The organism is Nocardia ninae NBRC 108245, assembly GCF_007990755.1.
Taxonomy (GTDB): domain Bacteria; phylum Actinomycetota; class Actinomycetes; order Mycobacteriales; family Mycobacteriaceae; genus Nocardia; species Nocardia ninae.
This window is the reverse complement of the sequence record NZ_BJXA01000020.1, coordinates 72,583-89,462: the sequence shown is the minus strand read 5'-3', so window position 1 is coordinate 89,462 and position 16,880 is coordinate 72,583. Positions and strand designations below refer to the sequence as shown.

At 67.2% G+C, this 16,880-nt stretch carries 17 protein-coding genes; 5 read left to right on the top strand and 12 right to left on the bottom strand.

The genetic code is table 11. The annotated features are described in order from the left end of the window. Positions 1-56: 56 nt before the first annotated feature. The 9 genes from NN4_RS17040 to NN4_RS17000 all read right to left on the bottom strand — a co-directional run bounded on the left by NN4_RS17040 (position 57) and on the right by NN4_RS17000 (position 8,259). A complete protein-coding gene (locus NN4_RS17040) occupies positions 57-425 on the bottom strand; it encodes a metal-sulfur cluster assembly factor (protein WP_107657857.1) in 369 nt (122 codons plus the stop codon). Next, positions 422-916: a Fe-S cluster assembly sulfur transfer protein SufU gene (gene sufU, locus NN4_RS17035; protein WP_147131916.1), complete on the bottom strand. Its 495-nt coding sequence runs from the start codon at positions 914-916 to the stop codon at positions 422-424. The genes NN4_RS17040 and sufU overlap by 4 nt, the downstream gene beginning before the upstream one ends. Before the next feature lie 3 nt (positions 917-919). Next, the gene (locus NN4_RS17030) at positions 920-2,173 is read right to left on the bottom strand and encodes a cysteine desulfurase (RefSeq protein ID WP_147131913.1); all 1,254 of its coding nucleotides are present in this window, start codon (positions 2,171-2,173) and stop codon (positions 920-922) included. A gap of 2 nt (positions 2,174-2,175) precedes the next feature. Next, on the bottom strand, positions 2,176-2,952 hold the full coding sequence (gene sufC / locus NN4_RS17025) for a Fe-S cluster assembly ATPase SufC (protein WP_107657860.1): 777 nt from the start codon (positions 2,950-2,952) through the stop codon (positions 2,176-2,178). Positions 2,953-2,987: 35 nt separating this feature from the next. After that, positions 2,988-4,196 carry a Fe-S cluster assembly protein SufD gene (gene sufD / locus NN4_RS17020; protein ID WP_147131910.1) on the bottom strand — a complete coding sequence of 403 codons (1,209 nt, stop codon included), beginning with the start codon at positions 4,194-4,196 and terminating at the stop codon, positions 2,988-2,990. Beyond that, on the bottom strand, positions 4,196-5,632 hold the full coding sequence (gene sufB / locus NN4_RS17015; RefSeq protein WP_107657862.1) for a Fe-S cluster assembly protein SufB: 1,437 nt from the start codon (positions 5,630-5,632) through the stop codon (positions 4,196-4,198). The genes sufD and sufB overlap by 1 nt, the downstream gene beginning before the upstream one ends. Next, positions 5,629-6,432 carry a helix-turn-helix transcriptional regulator gene (locus tag NN4_RS17010; protein WP_135231968.1) on the bottom strand — a complete coding sequence of 268 codons (804 nt, stop codon included), beginning with the start codon at positions 6,430-6,432 and terminating at the stop codon, positions 5,629-5,631. Before NN4_RS17010 ends, sufB begins: the two co-directional genes overlap by 4 nt. Positions 6,433-6,788: 356 nt before the next feature. Next, positions 6,789-7,514: a zinc-binding dehydrogenase gene (locus NN4_RS17005; RefSeq protein WP_186818482.1), complete on the bottom strand. Its 726-nt coding sequence runs from the start codon at positions 7,512-7,514 to the stop codon at positions 6,789-6,791. After that, on the bottom strand, positions 7,507-8,259 hold the full coding sequence (locus NN4_RS17000) for a TetR/AcrR family transcriptional regulator (protein ID WP_147131907.1): 753 nt from the start codon (positions 8,257-8,259) through the stop codon (positions 7,507-7,509). The genes NN4_RS17005 and NN4_RS17000 overlap by 8 nt, the downstream gene beginning before the upstream one ends. Before the next feature lie 105 nt (positions 8,260-8,364). Between NN4_RS17000 and mptB the strand changes: the two genes are divergently transcribed. From mptB to pip, 5 genes are all read left to right on the top strand, one after another. Next, complete coding sequence (gene mptB, locus NN4_RS16995) at positions 8,365-10,047, top strand: polyprenol phosphomannose-dependent alpha 1,6 mannosyltransferase MptB (protein WP_147131904.1); 1,683 nt, start codon at positions 8,365-8,367, stop codon at positions 10,045-10,047. Positions 10,048-10,120: 73 nt separating this feature from the next. Next, positions 10,121-11,050, top strand: coding sequence for an ABC transporter ATP-binding protein (locus NN4_RS16990; protein ID WP_147131901.1), 930 nt, complete (start codon positions 10,121-10,123; stop codon positions 11,048-11,050). Beyond that, a complete protein-coding gene (locus NN4_RS16985; RefSeq protein ID WP_147131897.1) occupies positions 11,047-11,838 on the top strand; it encodes an ABC transporter permease in 792 nt (263 codons plus the stop codon). Before NN4_RS16990 ends, NN4_RS16985 begins: the two co-directional genes overlap by 4 nt. Before the next feature lie 477 nt (positions 11,839-12,315). Beyond that, positions 12,316-13,284 (top strand): COX15/CtaA family protein, encoded by a 969-nt coding sequence (locus NN4_RS16980; RefSeq protein WP_147131893.1) that lies wholly within the window; start codon positions 12,316-12,318, stop codon positions 13,282-13,284. 684 nt (positions 13,285-13,968) lie between these two features. Beyond that, positions 13,969-14,955 (top strand): prolyl aminopeptidase, encoded by a 987-nt coding sequence (gene pip, locus NN4_RS16975; protein WP_147131890.1) that lies wholly within the window; start codon positions 13,969-13,971, stop codon positions 14,953-14,955. A 7-nt stretch (positions 14,956-14,962) separates the two neighbouring features. Here the strand turns inward: pip and NN4_RS16970 are convergent, their stop codons facing one another. From NN4_RS16970 to NN4_RS16960, 3 genes are read right to left on the bottom strand one after another with little or no spacing between them, the layout of a single operon-like run. Continuing rightward, positions 14,963-15,574 carry a TetR/AcrR family transcriptional regulator gene (locus NN4_RS16970; RefSeq protein ID WP_186818481.1) on the bottom strand — a complete coding sequence of 204 codons (612 nt, stop codon included), beginning with the start codon at positions 15,572-15,574 and terminating at the stop codon, positions 14,963-14,965. Beyond that, a complete protein-coding gene (locus NN4_RS16965; protein ID WP_147131884.1) occupies positions 15,571-16,245 on the bottom strand; it encodes a TetR/AcrR family transcriptional regulator in 675 nt (224 codons plus the stop codon). The genes NN4_RS16970 and NN4_RS16965 overlap by 4 nt, the downstream gene beginning before the upstream one ends. Positions 16,246-16,290: 45 nt before the next feature. Then, positions 16,291-16,872: a hypothetical protein gene (locus NN4_RS16960; protein WP_147131882.1), complete on the bottom strand. Its 582-nt coding sequence runs from the start codon at positions 16,870-16,872 to the stop codon at positions 16,291-16,293. Positions 16,873-16,880 lie beyond the last annotated feature (8 nt).

The window sequence follows — 16,880 nt, the reverse complement described above, 5'->3', positions numbered from 1 at the left end:
GGCGGCCCCTGTTGCCAAGGGCGCCTCGATCGGCGGCCGTTCGTACTGCGGTGCGGTCAGACAGTGAAACCGAGCGCACGAAGCTGTTCGCGCCCATCTTCGGTGATCTTGTCCGGCCCCCACGGCGGCATCCACACCCAATTGATCTTGAGATCATCGACGAGCCCGCTGCGGACCAGCGCGTTGCGGGATTGGTCTTCGATGACGTCGGTGAGGGGGCAGGCGGCGGAGGTGAGGGTCATGTCGAGGATGGCGACCTCGTCCTGCACGGACAGACCGTAGACCAAGCCCAGGTCGACCACGTTGATGCCGAGTTCGGGGTCGACGACGTCACGCATCGCCTCCTCGAGGTCCTCCAGGCGCTTGATGTCTTCGGCGGACAGCTCGACCTGTTCGGCTGTCTCGGTTGCCGGTGTGTCTGTCATCGCTGGTCCCCATTCTTGGATACTTCACTGCCTATAGAACGCTTTGCCTCTTCTGCCGAGGTTATCCGGACCACCGCGTCTTTGAACGCCATCCACCCGAGCAATGCGCATTTGACCCGCGCGGGGTATTTGGAGACGCCGACGAAGGCGATGCCGTCGCCGATCATGTCCTCGTCACCCTCGATGGTGCCGCGGCTGGAGATCATCTCGTTGTAGGAGTCGACCACCTTCAGCGCCTGCTGCACGGGCAGGCCGATCACCTGGTCGGTGAGGACCGAGGTGGCGGCTTGACTGATCGAGCAGCCCTGGCCGTCGTAGGAGACGTCGGCGATGTCGCCCTTGTCGTCGAGCTGGACGCGCAGGGTGACCTCGTCGCCGCAGGTCGGGTTCACGTGGTGCACTTCGGCACCGAACGGTTCCCGCAGCCCGCGGTGGTGCGGGTGCTTGTAGTGGTCCAGGATCACTTCCTGGTACATCTGCTCCATGCGCATGTCTTATGCAACTCCGAAGAAGCTCTGAGCCTTCCGCACGGCCGCGACCAGTGCGTCGACCTCGTCGAGGGTGTTGTAGGCGGCGAACGAGGCGCGGGCGGTGGCGGGCACGCCCAACCGGCGCATCAGTGGCCACGCGCAGTGGTGGCCGACCCGCACCGCGACACCTTCGTCATCGAGAATCTGCCCGACATCATGGGCGTGGATGCCGTCCACCACGAACGACACCGCGCCACCGCGGTCGACGTTCTCGGTGGGTCCGACGATCCGCACGCCGTCGATCGCACTCAGACCGGTCAGCGCGGCCTCGACCAAAGCGTGTTCGTGGTCCGCGACGGCCTGCATGCCGAGCGCTTCGAGATACCGGACGGCGGCACCCAGCCCGACCACCTGTGAGGTCATCGGCACGCCCGCCTCGAACCGCTGCGGCGGGGCGGCGTAGGTGCTGCCCTCCATGGTGACGGTCTCGATCATCGAGCCACCGGTGATGAACGGCGGGGTCTCCGCGAGAATCGCGCGACGGCCGTACAGCACGCCGACACCGGACGGCCCGAACATCTTGTGTCCGGAGAACGCGGCGAAATCGACATCGAGCGCACGGAAGTCCACCGGCATGTGCGGCACCGACTGGCAGGCGTCGAGCACCGTCAGCGCACCGACTGCCTTGGCGCGGCGCACCATTTCGGCGACATCGGTGACGGCACCGGTCACGTTGGACTGGTGGGTGAACGCGACAACCTTTGTGGCGGGCGACAATTCGAGCGAATCGAGGTCGATCCGGCCGTCGTCGGTCACGCCGTACCACTTCAGTGTCGCGCCGGTGCGACGCGCAAGCTCTTGCCACGGAACGAGATTCGCGTGGTGTTCGAGCTCGGTGATGACGATCTCGTCGCCCGGCCCCACGTGGTAGGGGAACCGGTCGTCGGCGAACGAGTAGGTCACCAGGTTCAGCGACTCGGTCGCGTTCTTGGTGAACACGATCTCGTCGGCGTCCACCCCGACGAACCGGCCGATGACGGTGCGCGCGTCCTCGTAGGCGTCGGTGGCCTCCTCGGCGAGCTGATGCGCGCCGCGGTGCACCGCCGAGTTGTGCGTGGTCAGGAACTCACGTTCCGCGTCGAGCACGGCGAGCGGTCGCTGCGAGGTGGCGCCGGAGTCCAGGTACACCAACGGTTTCCCGTCCCGAACCGTGCGGCTCAGGATCGGGAAGTCGGCCCGGATGCGGGCCACGTCGAGTGCGGGGACCGTGGCGGTCATAGTCAGGCTCCTGCAGTTGCAGACTGAGTGAAGCGGACGTAGCCGTTGGCGTCGAGTTCGTCGGCGAGTTCCGAGCCGCCCTCGGCGACGATGCGGCCTGCCACGAAGACGTGCACGAATTCCGGCTGGATGTAGCGCAGGATGCGGGTGTAGTGCGTGATCAGCAGCACGCCACCGTTCTCGCGCTCCTTGTAGCGGTTCACACCCTCGGAGACGATGCGCAGCGCGTCGACGTCCAGGCCGGAGTCGGTCTCGTCCAGGATGGCGATCTTCGGCTTGAGCAGGCCGAGCTGCAGGATCTCGTGCCGCTTCTTCTCGCCACCGGAGAAGCCTTCGTTGACGTTGCGCTCGGCGAAGGCCGGGTCGATCTCCAGCTCGGCCATCGACTCCTTGACTTCCTTGACCCAGTGCCGCAGCTTGGGCGCCTCGCCGCGCACGGCGGTGGCGGCGGTCCGCAGGAAGTTGGAGGTGGAGACGCCGGGGACCTCGACCGGGTACTGCATGGCCAGGAACAGGCCGGCGCGGGCGCGCTCGTCGACCGACATCGCGAGGACGTCCTCGCCGTCGAGGGTGATCGAGCCGGAGGTCACCGTGTACTTGGGGTGACCGGCGATCGCGTACGACAGGGTCGACTTGCCGGAGCCGTTGGGGCCCATGATGGCGTGCGTCTCACCGGACTTGATGGTGAGGTCGACGCCCTTCAGGATCTTGATGGGCTCGCCGGACGCGTCCGGGTTGGCGACCTCGACGTGCAGGTCCTTGATCTCCAGGGTGGTCATCGAATTCGAGTTCCTTTGCAGGGTAAGTGAGTGGTTCAGACGCCGACAGCGGCGAGCTCGGCCTCGATGGCCGACTCCAGCCGCTCCCGGATCTCCGGGACCGCGATCTTCTGGATGATCTCCTGGAAGAAGCCGCGCACCACCAGGCGTCGCGCCACGTCCTCCGGGATGCCACGGGCACGCAGGTAGAACAGCTGCTCGTCGTCGAAACGTCCGGTCGCCGAGGCATGTCCGGCGCCGGCGATCTCGCCGGTCTCGATCTCCAGGTTCGGCACCGAGTCGGCGCGGGCGCCGTCGGTGAGCACCAGGTTGCGGTTCACCTCGAAGGTGTCGGTGCCTTCGGCGGCGGCGCGGATCAGCACATCGCCGACCCACACGGTCCGCGCGTCACCCTTCGGGGAGTCCGGATCACCTTGCAGCGCACCCTTGTACAGCACGTTCGACTTGCAGTTCGGCTGCGAGTGGTCGACCAGCAACCGCTGCTCGAAGTGCTGCCCGGCATCGGCGAAATAGAGTCCGAGCAGTTCGGCGTCGCCGCCGGGGCCCGCGTAGCGGACGGTTCCGGTGAGGCGAACCAGGTCGCCGCCGAGGGTGACGGCGATGTGCCGCAGTGTGGCGTCGCGGCCGAGCAGCGCGTGGTGCGCGGTGGCGTTCACCGCGTCGTCGGCCCAGTCCTGCACCGCGACGACGGTGAGCTTCGCGCTGTCACCGAGCACGAATTCCACGTTCTCGGCGTAGGTTCCGCTGCCGCGCTGGTCGATGACCACGGTGGCGGTGGCGAAGTTGCCGAGCCGGATCTGCAGGTGGCCGTAGGCGGTCTTGCCTTCGCCGGGGCCGGTGACCGTGACCACGACCGGTTCGGCGACCTCGGTCTCCGCGCCCACCGACACCACGGTGGCCGACTCGAAGCCCGAGTACGCCTGCGCCGCAACACGATCCGCGGGCGTGCCCGCGGCACCGAGGCGCGCGTCGTCGCGGCCGACGGTCTCCACCTGGATGCCCTCGACCGAGCTGACCTCTACCGTGGCCTGCCCGTCGCGCACGGCGGAACCGTCGTGCAGGCCGCGCAGACGGCGCAGCGGCGTGAACCGCCACTCCTCGTCCCGGCCGGACGGGATCTCGAAGGCGTTCACATCGAACGAGGTGAACACCTCGCCCTTGTTGATCGCGGCGCCCGCGCCGGGGTTCTGAATCGGCTTCGAGGGGTTCTCGCCCTCGACCGCGCCAATGACACCTGTCGCCATCAGCCGACGGCTCCTTCCATCTGCAGCTCGATGAGCCGGTTCAGTTCCAACGCGTATTCCATCGGCAGTTCCTTGGCGATGGGCTCGACGAAGCCGCGCACCACCATGGCCATCGCCTCGTCCTCGGTCATGCCGCGGCTCATCAGGTAGAACAGCTGGTCCTCGGAGACCTTCGAGACGGTCGCCTCGTGCCCCATCGTCACGTCGTCCTCGCGGATGTCGACGTAGGGGTAGGTGTCCGAGCGGCTGATCGTATCGACAAGCAGCGCATCGCATTTCACGGTCGACTTGGAGCCGTACGCGCCCTTGTTCACCTGAACCAGGCCGCGGTAGGAGGCCCGGCCACCGCCGCGCGCCACCGACTTGCTGATGATGTTCGAGGAGGTGTGCGGCGCCAGATGCAGCATCTTCGCGCCGGTGTCCTGGTGCTGGCCCTCGCCGGCGAACGCCACCGAGAGCACCTCGCCGCGGGCGTACTCGCCGGTCATCCAGACCGCCGGGTACTTCATGGTGACCTTGGAGCCGATGTTGCCGTCGACCCACTCCATGGTCGCGCCCGCCTCCGCCTTGGCCCGCTTGGTGACCAGGTTGTAGACGTTGTTCGACCAGTTCTGGATGGTGGTGTAGCGGCAGCGGCCGCCCTTCTTGACGATGATCTCGACCACCGCGGAGTGCAGCGAGTCGGACTTGTAGATCGGCGCGGTGCAGCCCTCGACGTAGTGCACGTAGGCGTTCTCGTCGACGATGATCAGGGTCCGCTCGAACTGGCCCATGTTCTCGGTGTTGATCCGGAAGTAGGCCTGCAGCGGGATGTCGACGTGCACGCCCGGCGGCACGTAGATGAACGAGCCACCCGACCACACGGCGGTGTTCAGCGCGGAGAACTTGTTGTCGCCCGCGGGGATCACCGAGCCGAAGTACTGCTGGAAGATCTCCGGGTGCTCCTTCAACGCCGTGTCGGTGTCGAGGAAGATGACGCCCTGCTTCTCCAGATCCTCACGGATGGAGTGGTAGACGACCTCGGACTCGTACTGCGCGGCGACACCGGAGACCAGGCGCTGCTTCTCCGCCTCCGGGATGCCGAGCTTGTCGTAGGTGTTCTTGATGTCCTCGGGCAGGTCGTCCCAGGTGGCTGCCTGCTTCTCGCTGGAGCGCACGAAGTACTTGATGTTGTCGAAGTCGATGCCGTCGAGGTTGGAGCCCCAGTTCGGCATGGGCTTGCGATCGAAGATGCGCAGGGCCTTGAGGCGGATGTCGAGCATCCAGTCCGGCTCGCTCTTCTTGGCCGAGATGTCGCGGACAACCGCCTCGGACAGGCCTCGTTGCGCGCTGGCTCCGGCCACATCCGAATCGGCCCAGCCGTAGCCGTATTTACCCAGTGACGCGATGGTCTCTTCCTGAGTGAGCGGCTGCACCTGGTCGGTGGTTGTCGTCATTCGGCACTCCTTCCGGAGTCGTTCGTTCGAAGTGCTGCGGGCTGTGCAGCGGTTTCTGGTGAAGTTTTCTTGGTGATCGGTAGGACGAGCAGCGGCACGTGCGTGGTGCACGCGCAGTCGCCGTTGGCGATGGTGGCCAGGCGCTGCACGTGGGTGCCGAGCAGGTCCCGGAACGCCTCGAGTTCCGCCTCGCACAACTGTGGGAATTCCTCCGCCACGTGCGCGACCGGGCAGTGATGCTGGCAGATCTGCACGCCCGTGCCCACCTTGCGGGTGGAGGCGGCGAAACCGGCGTCGGTGAACGCGTCCGCGATCTCCTCGGCCTTGGCCTCGGTGCGCTGCGGCGTGTGCTCCTCGACCGGTGCGATCCCGGCCACGATAGTCCTGGCCCGTTTCCTGGCGAACTCGGTGATGGCCTGTTCGCCGCCGATCTCGCCGAGCTGGCGGATCGCCGCGCCTGCCAGGTCGTCGTAGGCGTGACCCAGTTGGCCACGGCCCGCGGCGGTGAGCTGGTACTGCTTGGCGGGACGGCCGCGACCCTTCTGCTGCCACGGCGCGGACCGGCTGGCCCGAGCCTGACCGGAGTCGATCAGGGCGTCGAGGTGACGCCGCACACCGGCCGGGGCGAGCCCCAGCGTCGTGCCGATGGCCGTCGCGGTGATCGGGCCCTCCGCCAGCAGCAGCTGAACGATGGCCGCGCGGGTGTGCCCCTCCGCGACGGTCGTGGACGCAGCAGCCGACCCGGTGCCGGCCTTTCGACCAGCCCTTTCGTCTTCGCTCCGCAAACCCACGGTTTTCACAACATCAGTGTGGCGGAATTCGTTCCCGAAATCTAATAAGGGTGCCCTGAGTTCTCGGGCCTCGTGACCTGCGTAGACCGCCGATGACGGGCGCTCACGAGCGCGGTGGGCGGTGGGCGGGAGGTTGCGAATCGACCGAACCGCAGGCCCATATTTAAGCCCAGCCTTCACACGGTCGCGAATATGGGCTCTGACCTGCGGAATCATCGCGCACCCCGCAGCCGCCGCGGCATGCGAGCAGTTCGCCTGTCACGGACCGATCACCCACGCGACGGACGCTCCGGCGATCTTCTCGGCACGCATTCGGTCCAGTGCGTTACGTCACATATGTCGATCCGACTATCCCGCCGAACCCCTCAGCGGACGGCGACGAGCTTCATCGGCGTCTCCACCAGAGCCGCCACCGCCTCGTCCCAGTTTGCTGTCCGGGTGGTAACCAGCGACGGATCGAACCGCCCCGCGGCCACCAGCTCCAGCACCTCGGGGATGACGGGACGGGCGTGCGCGCGACCGGTGTGGAACGTGCAGCAGCGCGAATACATCTGAAAGATCGGCAGCGGCACATCGGTGAGCTGGACGCTAACGCTGGTGCACCAACCGTCATAGGTGGTGGCGTCGATCGCGGCCCGCAGCGCTTTGGCACCTCCTGCGGATTCGACCGTGATCGGGAACCGGCCGACGCGGGCATCGCGCGGACCTTCGATCGCCTCGGCCCCCAACGACTTCGCGATCTCCAATCGCTCGACGGAGTCGTCGAGGTAAACGACCCGGGACGCGTTCAGTGCGACAGCCAGTCCCGCTGCATACAGGCCGATGGACGGTGCCGCGGGACCACCGATGACCAGCACCTCAGCCCCGGGATGATCGGCGAGCTGCGGGCCGACGGCCCGATAACCGTCGGGGATGTTGTCGCTGGCACTGGCGACGGCGACCGGATCGACGCCCGGCGGCAGCGGCACGAGCATGGCGTCCGCGTGCGGGATCAGCGTGAGATCGGCCCAGAGCCCGCCCCAGTCCAGGCCGCCGAGCGGGCCGAGACCGCTGCATCTCTCCAGTGTTGATAGAACGTTCTTTCTAGTCAATGCCCGATGCGGGATTTTGTTGCTCGGCAACAACTTCCGGAATATTTTCGGTCGACGCCGCGGCCGCGGCCACCACACTCGCGTCGACGTCGGGTTGCGCGGACTCCACCGCAGGCATGCACGCGTCGATATCCGACGAGCCCGTGCCCGTCGAACCCGTGGTCATCTTCGGCAGCCCCGCTTCGGTGAACGTCACCCGGATCAGCCGTTCCATCGCCACCGCGACCGTGCGCAGCGGTGCGTCCGAGCGCCGCACCCTGGCCAGCATGGTCGCGCCCTCGTACGCGGCGACCACCGTCGTGGCCAACTCCCCCGCGTCCTGAGCGGACAGCCCCAATTCGGCGAGCATGCCTGCGAACGCCTGCTCCATCGCGTCGAAGGCCGCGGCGCAGGCGGCGCGGATCGCCTCGACGTCGCTGGCACCGTCCAGCGCGGGGGTGCCGATCGGGCAGCCGTCGTCCCAGTCCGAGCCGGCCAGTTTGCCGACCATGAAGTCGAACAGGGTTGTCGTGGTGGCGAAGACATCGGTCGGCGCCTGCCGGATCATCCGCCCGGCCGCCGTGCCCGTTCCGGTGATGGCGGCTACCGCGATCTCCTCCTTGCCACCCGGAAAGTGGTGGTAGATAGAGCCATACGGCAATCCCGCCGCCTCGCTCAACGCCTTGAGACCGAACCCGTGATACCCGTGCTGTGCGAGCAGCCCGCACGCGGCCAGCTCGATCCGCCGCCTGGACTCCGAAACCATATGTCCGATTGTGCCCTCGGTCGGCGACGCTTCCGATCGGAACGAGCAGGCCCGTCCCGGGCTGTGACAGGACTGTGCCGGGGCGCGCCCACTACGCTTCGTCTCGTGGCGGTACTGGAGGGCGCGCGGCGCAGAACACTGGCATTCGGGCGCCGAGCACTCGGGTTGGACGCACCGGCCGCCGATCACACGATCGCGGTCCTGCACCAGGACGAATCCGAGGTGCCCGGGCTCGATCGCAAAGAGCTGGTCCAGCTCGACCGGATCCGGCTGATGGGCGCGACCGGGACGGTGCTGATGGCGATCAGCGCGCTCGGCATCGGCGCGCAACCGGTGCACCAGAACCCGACCTCGGGCGTCCGGGTGCTCGGCATCTTCGCCCGCGCGCACACCGGCTCGCTCGCCATGTGCATGACCGGCACGGTCGTGGTGGTGCTCGCCTGGCTGCTGCTCGGCCGGTTCGCGGTCGGCGGCTTCGGCGGCGCGCCACGCCACCGGCTCAGCCGCTCCCAGCTCGACCGCACCCTGCTGGTCTGGATCATTCCGCTCAGCGTCGCGCCGCCGCTGTTCAGCAACGACGTGTATTCCTATCTGGCGCAGAGCGAGATCGCGGCCCGCGGCATCGACCCCTATCAGGAGGGGCCGGTCGACGGGCTCGGCATCGACAACGTGCTGACCAACAACGTGCCGACCATCTGGCAGAAAACACCGGCCCCCTACGGTCCGCTGTTCCTATGGATAGGTCGCGGTATCGCCGAACTCACCGGCGACAACATCATTTTGGGTGTCTGGGTGCATCGCGCGCTGGCGATCGCGGGCGTCGCGCTGATCGTGTGGGCGCTGCCGCGGTTGTCCCAGCGCTGCGGGGTCGCACCGGTCAGCGCGCTGTGGCTCGGCGCGGCCAACCCGCTGGTGCTGTTCCATCTGGTCGGTGGCGTGCACAACGACGCGCTGATGCTCGGCCTGATGCTGGCGGGCATGGAGCTGTGCCTGCGCGCGATCGAGGACATCCATCCGTTCGACGGACGGGCCTACGCCTGGTTGATCGGCGGGGCCATCCTCATATCGCTGTCGTCGGCGGTCAAACTCACCTCGATCATCGCGCTCGGTTTCGTCGGAATGGCGTTGGCCCGCCGGTGGGGGTTCAGTCTGCGCACGGTCGCCGTGTCCGCCGCACTACTCGGCGCGATCGCGCTCAGCACAACGCTTTTCATCGGTTCGGTGAGCGGGCTGGGCTTCGGGTGGATTCATACGTTGAATGTCGCCAACGCCGTGCGCAGCTGGATGTCGGTGCCGACCGTGCTCGGCATCATCACCGGATTCGGCGGTGTGCTGCTCGGACTCGGCGACCACACCACCGCGCTGCTCAGCATCACCCGGCCGATCGCCGCGGTGGTCGCCGGGTTCCTCGCCCTGCGCATGCTCGTCGCGACCGGCATCGGACGGCTGCACGCGGTCGGCGCGCTCGGTGTCGCACTGGGCGCCATCGTGCTGCTGTTCCCGGTGGTCCAACCCTGGTACCTGCTGTGGGCGATCGTGCCGCTGGCCGCCTGGGCCACCCGGCCCATCTTCCGCGTTCCCGCCGTGACGTTCTCGGCGATCGTCAGCGTCATCCTGATGCCGCGCGGCGCCGACCTGGAGGTCTTCCAGATCGTCGGCGCCGCCATCGCCACCGTGATCGTCGCCGTGCTGTTCATCGTGATCACCCGTAACAAACTGCCGTGGCGTGGCCAGGAGGGGGTGTCGGCTCCGTCACAGGTGGTTACCTCTTACGGTGTGACATCGTGAGCGAGCGAAGCGAGCGAACCATCGGCGCAGCCCCGGAGGGCACGGCGGAGCCGAGCGCCAGCGAGGTGAAGTCGTGACCTCCTCCGGACTTGCCGTTCGCGTCGAGGGTGTCGTCAAGCGATACGACGAGACCACGGCGGTCGACGGTTTGAGCTTCGATGTCGAACGAGCGCAGGTGCTCGCGCTGCTCGGTCCGAACGGGGCGGGCAAAACCACCACGGTCGAAATGTGCGAAGGGTTCGTGACTCCCGACGCCGGGTCGGTGCGGGTGCTCGGTCTGGATCCGATCGCCGATTCCGATCGGCTGCGGCCGCGCATCGGAGTCATGTTGCAGGGCGGCGGCGCGTATCCGGGCGCGAAGGCGGGCGAGATGCTCGATCTGGTCGCCGCCTACTCCGCCGATCCGCTGGATCCGGACTGGTTGCTGCGCACGCTCGGGCTGCAGGACAACCGGAGTACGCCGTATCGCAGGCTCTCCGGTGGCCAGCAGCAGCGGCTCGCGTTAGCGTGTGCGCTGGTCGGCAAGCCGGAGATCGTGTTCCTGGACGAACCCACCGCCGGGCTGGACGCGCAGGCGCGGCTCATCGTGTGGGAGCTGATCGACGCGTTGCGCCGCGACGGCGTGACCGTGCTGCTCACCACGCACCTGATGGACGAGGCCGAACAGCTCGCCGACCAGCTGGTGATCATCGATCACGGCCGGATCGTCGCCTCCGGCACGCCCGCCGAGGTGACCGCGCACGGCGCCGCCGGGCAGCTACGCTTCTGTGCCCCACCGAAACTCGATCTGGAACTGCTGAAATCGGCGCTACCGGAAGGTTTCTCGCCACGGGAGACCACGCCGGGCACGTATCTGGTGGAGGGCGAGATCAATCCGCAGGTACTGGCCACGGTGACCGCGTGGTGTGCGCGAGTGAACGTGCTGGCCACCGATATTCGGATCGATCAGCGCAGACTCGAAGACGTCTTCCTGGAACTCACCGGACGGGATCTACGCGGATGACTCAGCCCGACCTGACCGCCAACCGCTTCACCCCGGGCACCTTCGCCCCCGACCCACGGCCGAGCTCGCGCGTCGCGATGATGATCGCGCAGACGCGGCTCGAGCTGATCCTGTTGCTGCGCAACGGCGAACAGCTGCTGCTCACCATGTTCATCCCGATCACGCTGCTGGTCGGCCTGAGCCTGCTGCCGTTCGGCGATCTCGGCGACGACCGGGTGGACAAGATCGTGCCCGCGGTGATGATGGTGGCGGTCATGTCGACCGCGTTCACCGGGCAGGCCATCGCCGTCGGCTTCGACCGCCGCTACGGCGCGCTGAAGCGGCTCGGCGCCACCGCACTCCCCCGCTGGGGCATCATCGCGGGTAAGAGCGCGGCGGTGCTCATCGTCGTTGTGCTGCAAGCGATCCTGCTGGGAGCCATCGGTTTCGCGCTCGGCTGGCGGCCCGAGCCGGCTGGGCTCGCGCTCGGCGCGCTCGTGATCGCGCTCGGCACCGCCACTTTCGCGGCGATGGGCCTGCTGCTCGGTGGCACGTTGAAGGCGGAAGTCGTGCTGGCGCTGGCGAACATCCTGTGGTTCGTCATGCTCGGCATCGCCAGCGTGGTCTTCGCGTCCGATGATCTGCCCGCCGCGGTGAATGTGCTTGCCCGCCTGGTGCCCTCGGGCGCGCTCGCGGTCGGTCTGGAGGATGCGATGCGCAGCACCGTCGACTGGTTCGGTATTGCCGTGCTCGCCGCGTGGGGCGCGGTCTCCGGCGTCCTCGCCGCGCGCTACTTCCGGTTCCAGTAGACCGCTGCCACACGCACCGCGTTCGCCCCGTGAGGTGGCGGTCTCCGGCATCCTTGCCACCCGCTACTTCCGGATCCAACAGACCGCTGCCACACGCACCGTGCTCGCCCGTGGGCGCGCAGTCTCCGGCGCCCTCGCCAACCGCTACCTCCGGTTGCAGTAGACACGCTCGGACTGCGCACCGCGCCGCGAAGCTGCCGACTGGGCTTGCCATCCGGCACCGCCGACACCCCAGCGGCTTAGTTGCGGACGGCATCTCGACTCCAGCGGCTTCCTAACTGCGTACAACAACCCGACCACACCGGCCTCCGAACTGCGTACAACCCGACCCCACCAGCTCCGAGCTACGTACAACAACTCGACCCCACCGGCTTCGGAGCTGCGTACGGCTTCTCGCGCATCGCCCACGCCCCCGCAGGCGTACCGCCGACCCGTACCAACGACAGCGTGTAGTTGACCGTGCTCTACCATCGTGACGTGCTGTATCGCGCCTTTCTGCGACTCGTCGACAAGCTGCCGCTGCCCTCGCTGCGGGTGCAGCGCATCATCGCTATCGCGGTGATCCTCTCTCAGGCGGGCATCGCGGTGACCGGGGCCGTCGTCCGGGTCACCGCCTCCGGGCTCGGCTGCCCGACCTGGCCGCAATGCTTCCCCGGCAGCTTCACCCCGATCGGCGTCTCCGAGGTGCCGGTGCTGCACCAGACCGTCGAGTTCGGCAACCGGCTACTCACCTTCGTCGTCTCGCTGTGCGCCGCACTGATCGTGCTCGCGGTGACCCGCGCCCGGCGCCGCAACGACGTCCTGCTGTACGCGTGGCTGATGCCCGGCGGCACGCTGCTGCAAGGCATCATCGGCGGTATCACCGTGCGCACCGGCCTGCTCTGGTGGACGGTTGCCGTGCACCTGCTGGCGTCGATGCTCATGGTCTGGCTGGCCGTGGTGCTCTACGCGAAAATCAACGAACCCGACGACGGCATCGAGGTCGTGCGCGCACCCGCGCCGCTGCGCTGGCTCACCGGTCTCAGCGCCGTCGCGTTGAGCGGCGTGCTGATCGCCGGAACACTCGTGACTGCCGCCGGCCCGCACGCGGGCGACAAGAGCATCGAGCGTCCGGTCGCGCGGTTGGAGGTGGAGATCGTCACCCTGGTGCACCTGCATTCCCAGCTGCTCGTCGGTTACCTGGCGCTGCTGGTGGGCTTGGCGTTCGGCCTGTTCGCGGTCGGCATCACCCCGCCGGTCCGTAAACGAATACTCGTACTGCTCGCGATCGTCTGCTCACAGGCTCTGGTCGGCGTCGTCCAATACTTCACCGACGTCCCAGCCGCCCTCGTCGTCATCCACGTCGGCGGAGCCGCCGCCTGTGTAGCCGCCACCGCCGCCCTCTGGGCCTCCCTGCGCACCAGGGAGAAAATCGAAACCCCCACCCCCACACCCCAACCCGCCTGATCCGCACCCAGCAAAACCCGCACCCTCTCTCGGGATCCGCCCCACTCGGGACCCCCGTAGTCAGTGCGGATCCCGAGAGCCAGTGCGGATATTGCTGAACCACCGAGCCCGCCAGCATCGGCGCGATTTCGCATACCCTCTGGCGCTCCGTTCATGATCAACGGAGCCCAGCGGCACCAAAGCGCGCGGTTCACCGCCGCTATGCCCCGCTGGGCGACCAGCTGGTTGCCCAACGGGACACCATGGTGGACGTACTCGCGTTTTCCCGCCCTTATGTCCCGCTGGGTGATCGGCCCAGCCTCGAGTGGGACGTCACGGCGGGCTTACTCGCACTTCGCGCCCTCATGTCCCGTCGATCACGAAAACGGGCCGCTGCCAGCAAAATCCGCACCCTCTCTCGGGATCCGCACCCACTTGGGCCCGATGCCCGGATAGTGCTGGGCGCGTCAGGTGGTGTCCCGGCTTTCTCTTCCGCAACCTGGGATGGGCAAGGTGAAAGCTCCGGCGTGGGGATTGGCGGTGGTGCTGATCTCGAGATTCTTCCGAGAGGGAAGTCCATTGGGCCGCCGACCGGGGCGGCAAAGTGCGAGTCGGGCCGCCCTTATCCCGTTGATCATGGTCGACTTGGGGTGGCTACGCTCGGAGGGCATCGGCGTAGGGCCGGTCGTCGAGGAGGGGTTATCGATGAGTGCGAGCCAGCCGGAACATGTTGCGGCACAGCCGTTTCCTGATATCGAGCCGTATGCGCACGGGCTGCTGGAGGTCGGGGACGGGAACCGGATCTACTGGGAGACCAGCGGTAATCCCGATGGTAAGCCCGCTTTGGTGGTGCACGGCGGGCCGGGGAGCGGGGGTCGGCGGGGTTCGCGGAAGAACTTCGATCCCGCGATCTATCGCACTGTGCTGTTCGATCAGCGTGGCTGTGGTGAGAGTCTGCCGCATGCCTCGGATCCGGCAGTCGATATGTCGCACAACACCACTGAGCACCTGATCGCCGATATGGAGCGGCTGCGGGTGCACCTCGGTATCGAGAATTGGCTGCTGTACGGCGGGTCCTGGGGGTCGACGCTGATTCTCGCCTACGCCGAACGGTTTCCTGAGCGGGTCTCCGAAATCGTGCTGGTCGGGGTCACGATGACTCGGCCGGAGGAGACGGAGTGGCTCTACCACGGTGTCGCCCGCTTCCTGCCGGGTCCGTGGGAGGCGTTCCGGGACGCATTGCCGGAATCCGAGCGCGACGGGAATCTCGTTGCCGCATACAGCCGTTTGATGAACAACCCCGATCCGGCGGTACGCGCGGCGGCGGCCCGTAATTGGTGCGCGTGGGAGGACGCCGTCATCGCGCACGAAACCCTCGGCAACCCCGGCCAATACAGCGACAAACCCGACGCGGCACTGCTCGCCTTCGTCCGGATCTGCACGCACTACTTCGCCAATGACGCGTGGCTGCCGGATGGACAACTACTCACCGACGCACACAAGCTCGCGGGCATCCCCGGCGTGCTGATCCACGGACGCCTGGATCTCGGCAGCCCCTTGCGAACTGCCTGGCAGTTGGCGCAGGCCTGGCCCGACGCCGAACTGCACGTCATCGATGAATCCGGCCATACCGGCAGCCCCGAGATGATGACGACGATCCTCGAGGCCATCGCCCGCTTCGGCCGCCAGTAAAGCGCTTTCAGGGTTCGAGCACTGCCCGGACGAACCCGACGAGGTCATTGCGGACACGTTCCTGGTCCAGCCCGTCGGCACCGGCCCGAATCGCGGACAACAAGGCGGACAACAGAATCGACAGCAGAATCTCCCCGGTCAACCGCGGATCGAGCTCCGGATCCAGATACCCGAGCGTCATCCCCTTCTTGAGCCGGGCGGTAGCCTCGTCGCCGTACACGGTCAGGTTCCGGATCGATCGCTCCGCCACCTGATCATCGATCGAGGTCGCCTCCAGCAGAATGAAGGACACCAAACCCGGTTCGTCCGCGACCAATTGGTAGCAGTGATCAACGACGCGACCGAACAGCGCACAGAATTCGTCGAGGGTCTGCGGACGTTGCCCGGTCACCGCCTGGCCGAACACCCGCTCGCGGATCAACGCGAAGTAGTGGTCGATGACGGCGTCGAGGACATCGCGCTTGTTGGTGAAGTAGTTGTAGAAGGTGCCGTGACTCACGCCGGCCCGCGCCACGATGTCGGCGACGACGACGTTGCGATACCCCTTGTCGACGAACAGCTCATACGCGGCGAAAACAAGCTCGGCGCGGCGTTTGGCGCTGCGATCGGCGGCATTCACCGAGCCGGCCCGTCCGCGACGGGAGCGCGCGGCCGCAAGGCCTTCTCGAGCACGGTGAGCACCCCGGCGGTGGCCCGTTCCCGCGCCTGTGGCGTGTTGTCGCCGCGCATCTCCTGCAACACCCCGGGCACCACCAGGGTGAGTGTAGTGTGCGCGGTCACCTCGACGTCGATGTCGGCCCGGATCCAGCCCGCCGCGACGCCACGCCGAAGTTCTTGCGCCACAAAGGTACTGACGAGCAGCTCCAGACCGAGCAGTCGGTCGCTGAGCTCTTTGTCGATGGCGCTTGCCTCGACGAGAACCAGGCGAACGAAGTTCGGGTCGTGCTCCAGCATCGCGTACAACCGCTCGATGGCCGCCCGGACACCGGCGAGCATCTCCGCGGCCGAGGTCGGGCGGCTCAGCAGGGTGTGCGGCTGCAACACCTCGACGAGCTTCTCGACCCCGAAATCGACTACATGGTCGAGGATTTCGCGTTTACTCGCGAAATACCGGTACACCGTGCCCTGCCCGATGCCTGCGTGCGCGGCCACATCGGAGATCGCGGTCGCCTCGTAGCCGCGTTCGGCGAACACGGCGTAGGCCGATTCGATGATCTGCTGTCTGCGCCGTTCCGGCAGACCGGCAAGCGGCGGCCGACCACGGCGGGCCGCGCGGGACTGGTCCGGCACAGCACTCCCTCTCGACGGAACCGGGACAAATAGCGCGTCAGCTTATCAACGTCCCGGCGCCTCGCCCTTCGGGCCGTAGTCCACCACCTGCCAGTCGCCGCCGTTCTTGGCCACGGTCACCACCAGCAGGTTGGGCACCGTGGCCGGCGTCGGCTGCTGGATGTTCTGCGTCTTCTGGGTGGCGAGCACCGTCACCGAGTACTGGTCGTTGCCCTGGGCGTCCACCGTGGTGCCCAGCACCTGACCGGTGGCGACGACCTGCGCCTCGGTCATGATCTTGGCCAGCGTGTCGTGCACTTCGTCGTAGCGCTTGCGCAGCGCGTCGGAGGTGCCGCGCTGCACGCCGTCGAAGAACGCGGGCAGGTTCTTGTGGTCGTAGGTGAGCGAGCGCAGCGTGTAGTCCTGGGCGACCTCAGCGGCCTTGGCGCGGTCGGCATTCTGCTGCCGCAGCGCGCTGAGGTCGTCGGCGGCCGACTGCCAGGACAGGCCGAGCACGATGCCGAGCACCGTGAGCAGTACGGTCAGGCCGCCGAGTACGTAACCGATGGTGTTGCGCTGCTGCACTTCTGGCGCGGGCTTCGCTGTCAATTCGGTGCCGGTTTCGGCCGCGGGATCCGGTGTGGTCATGATGGCCT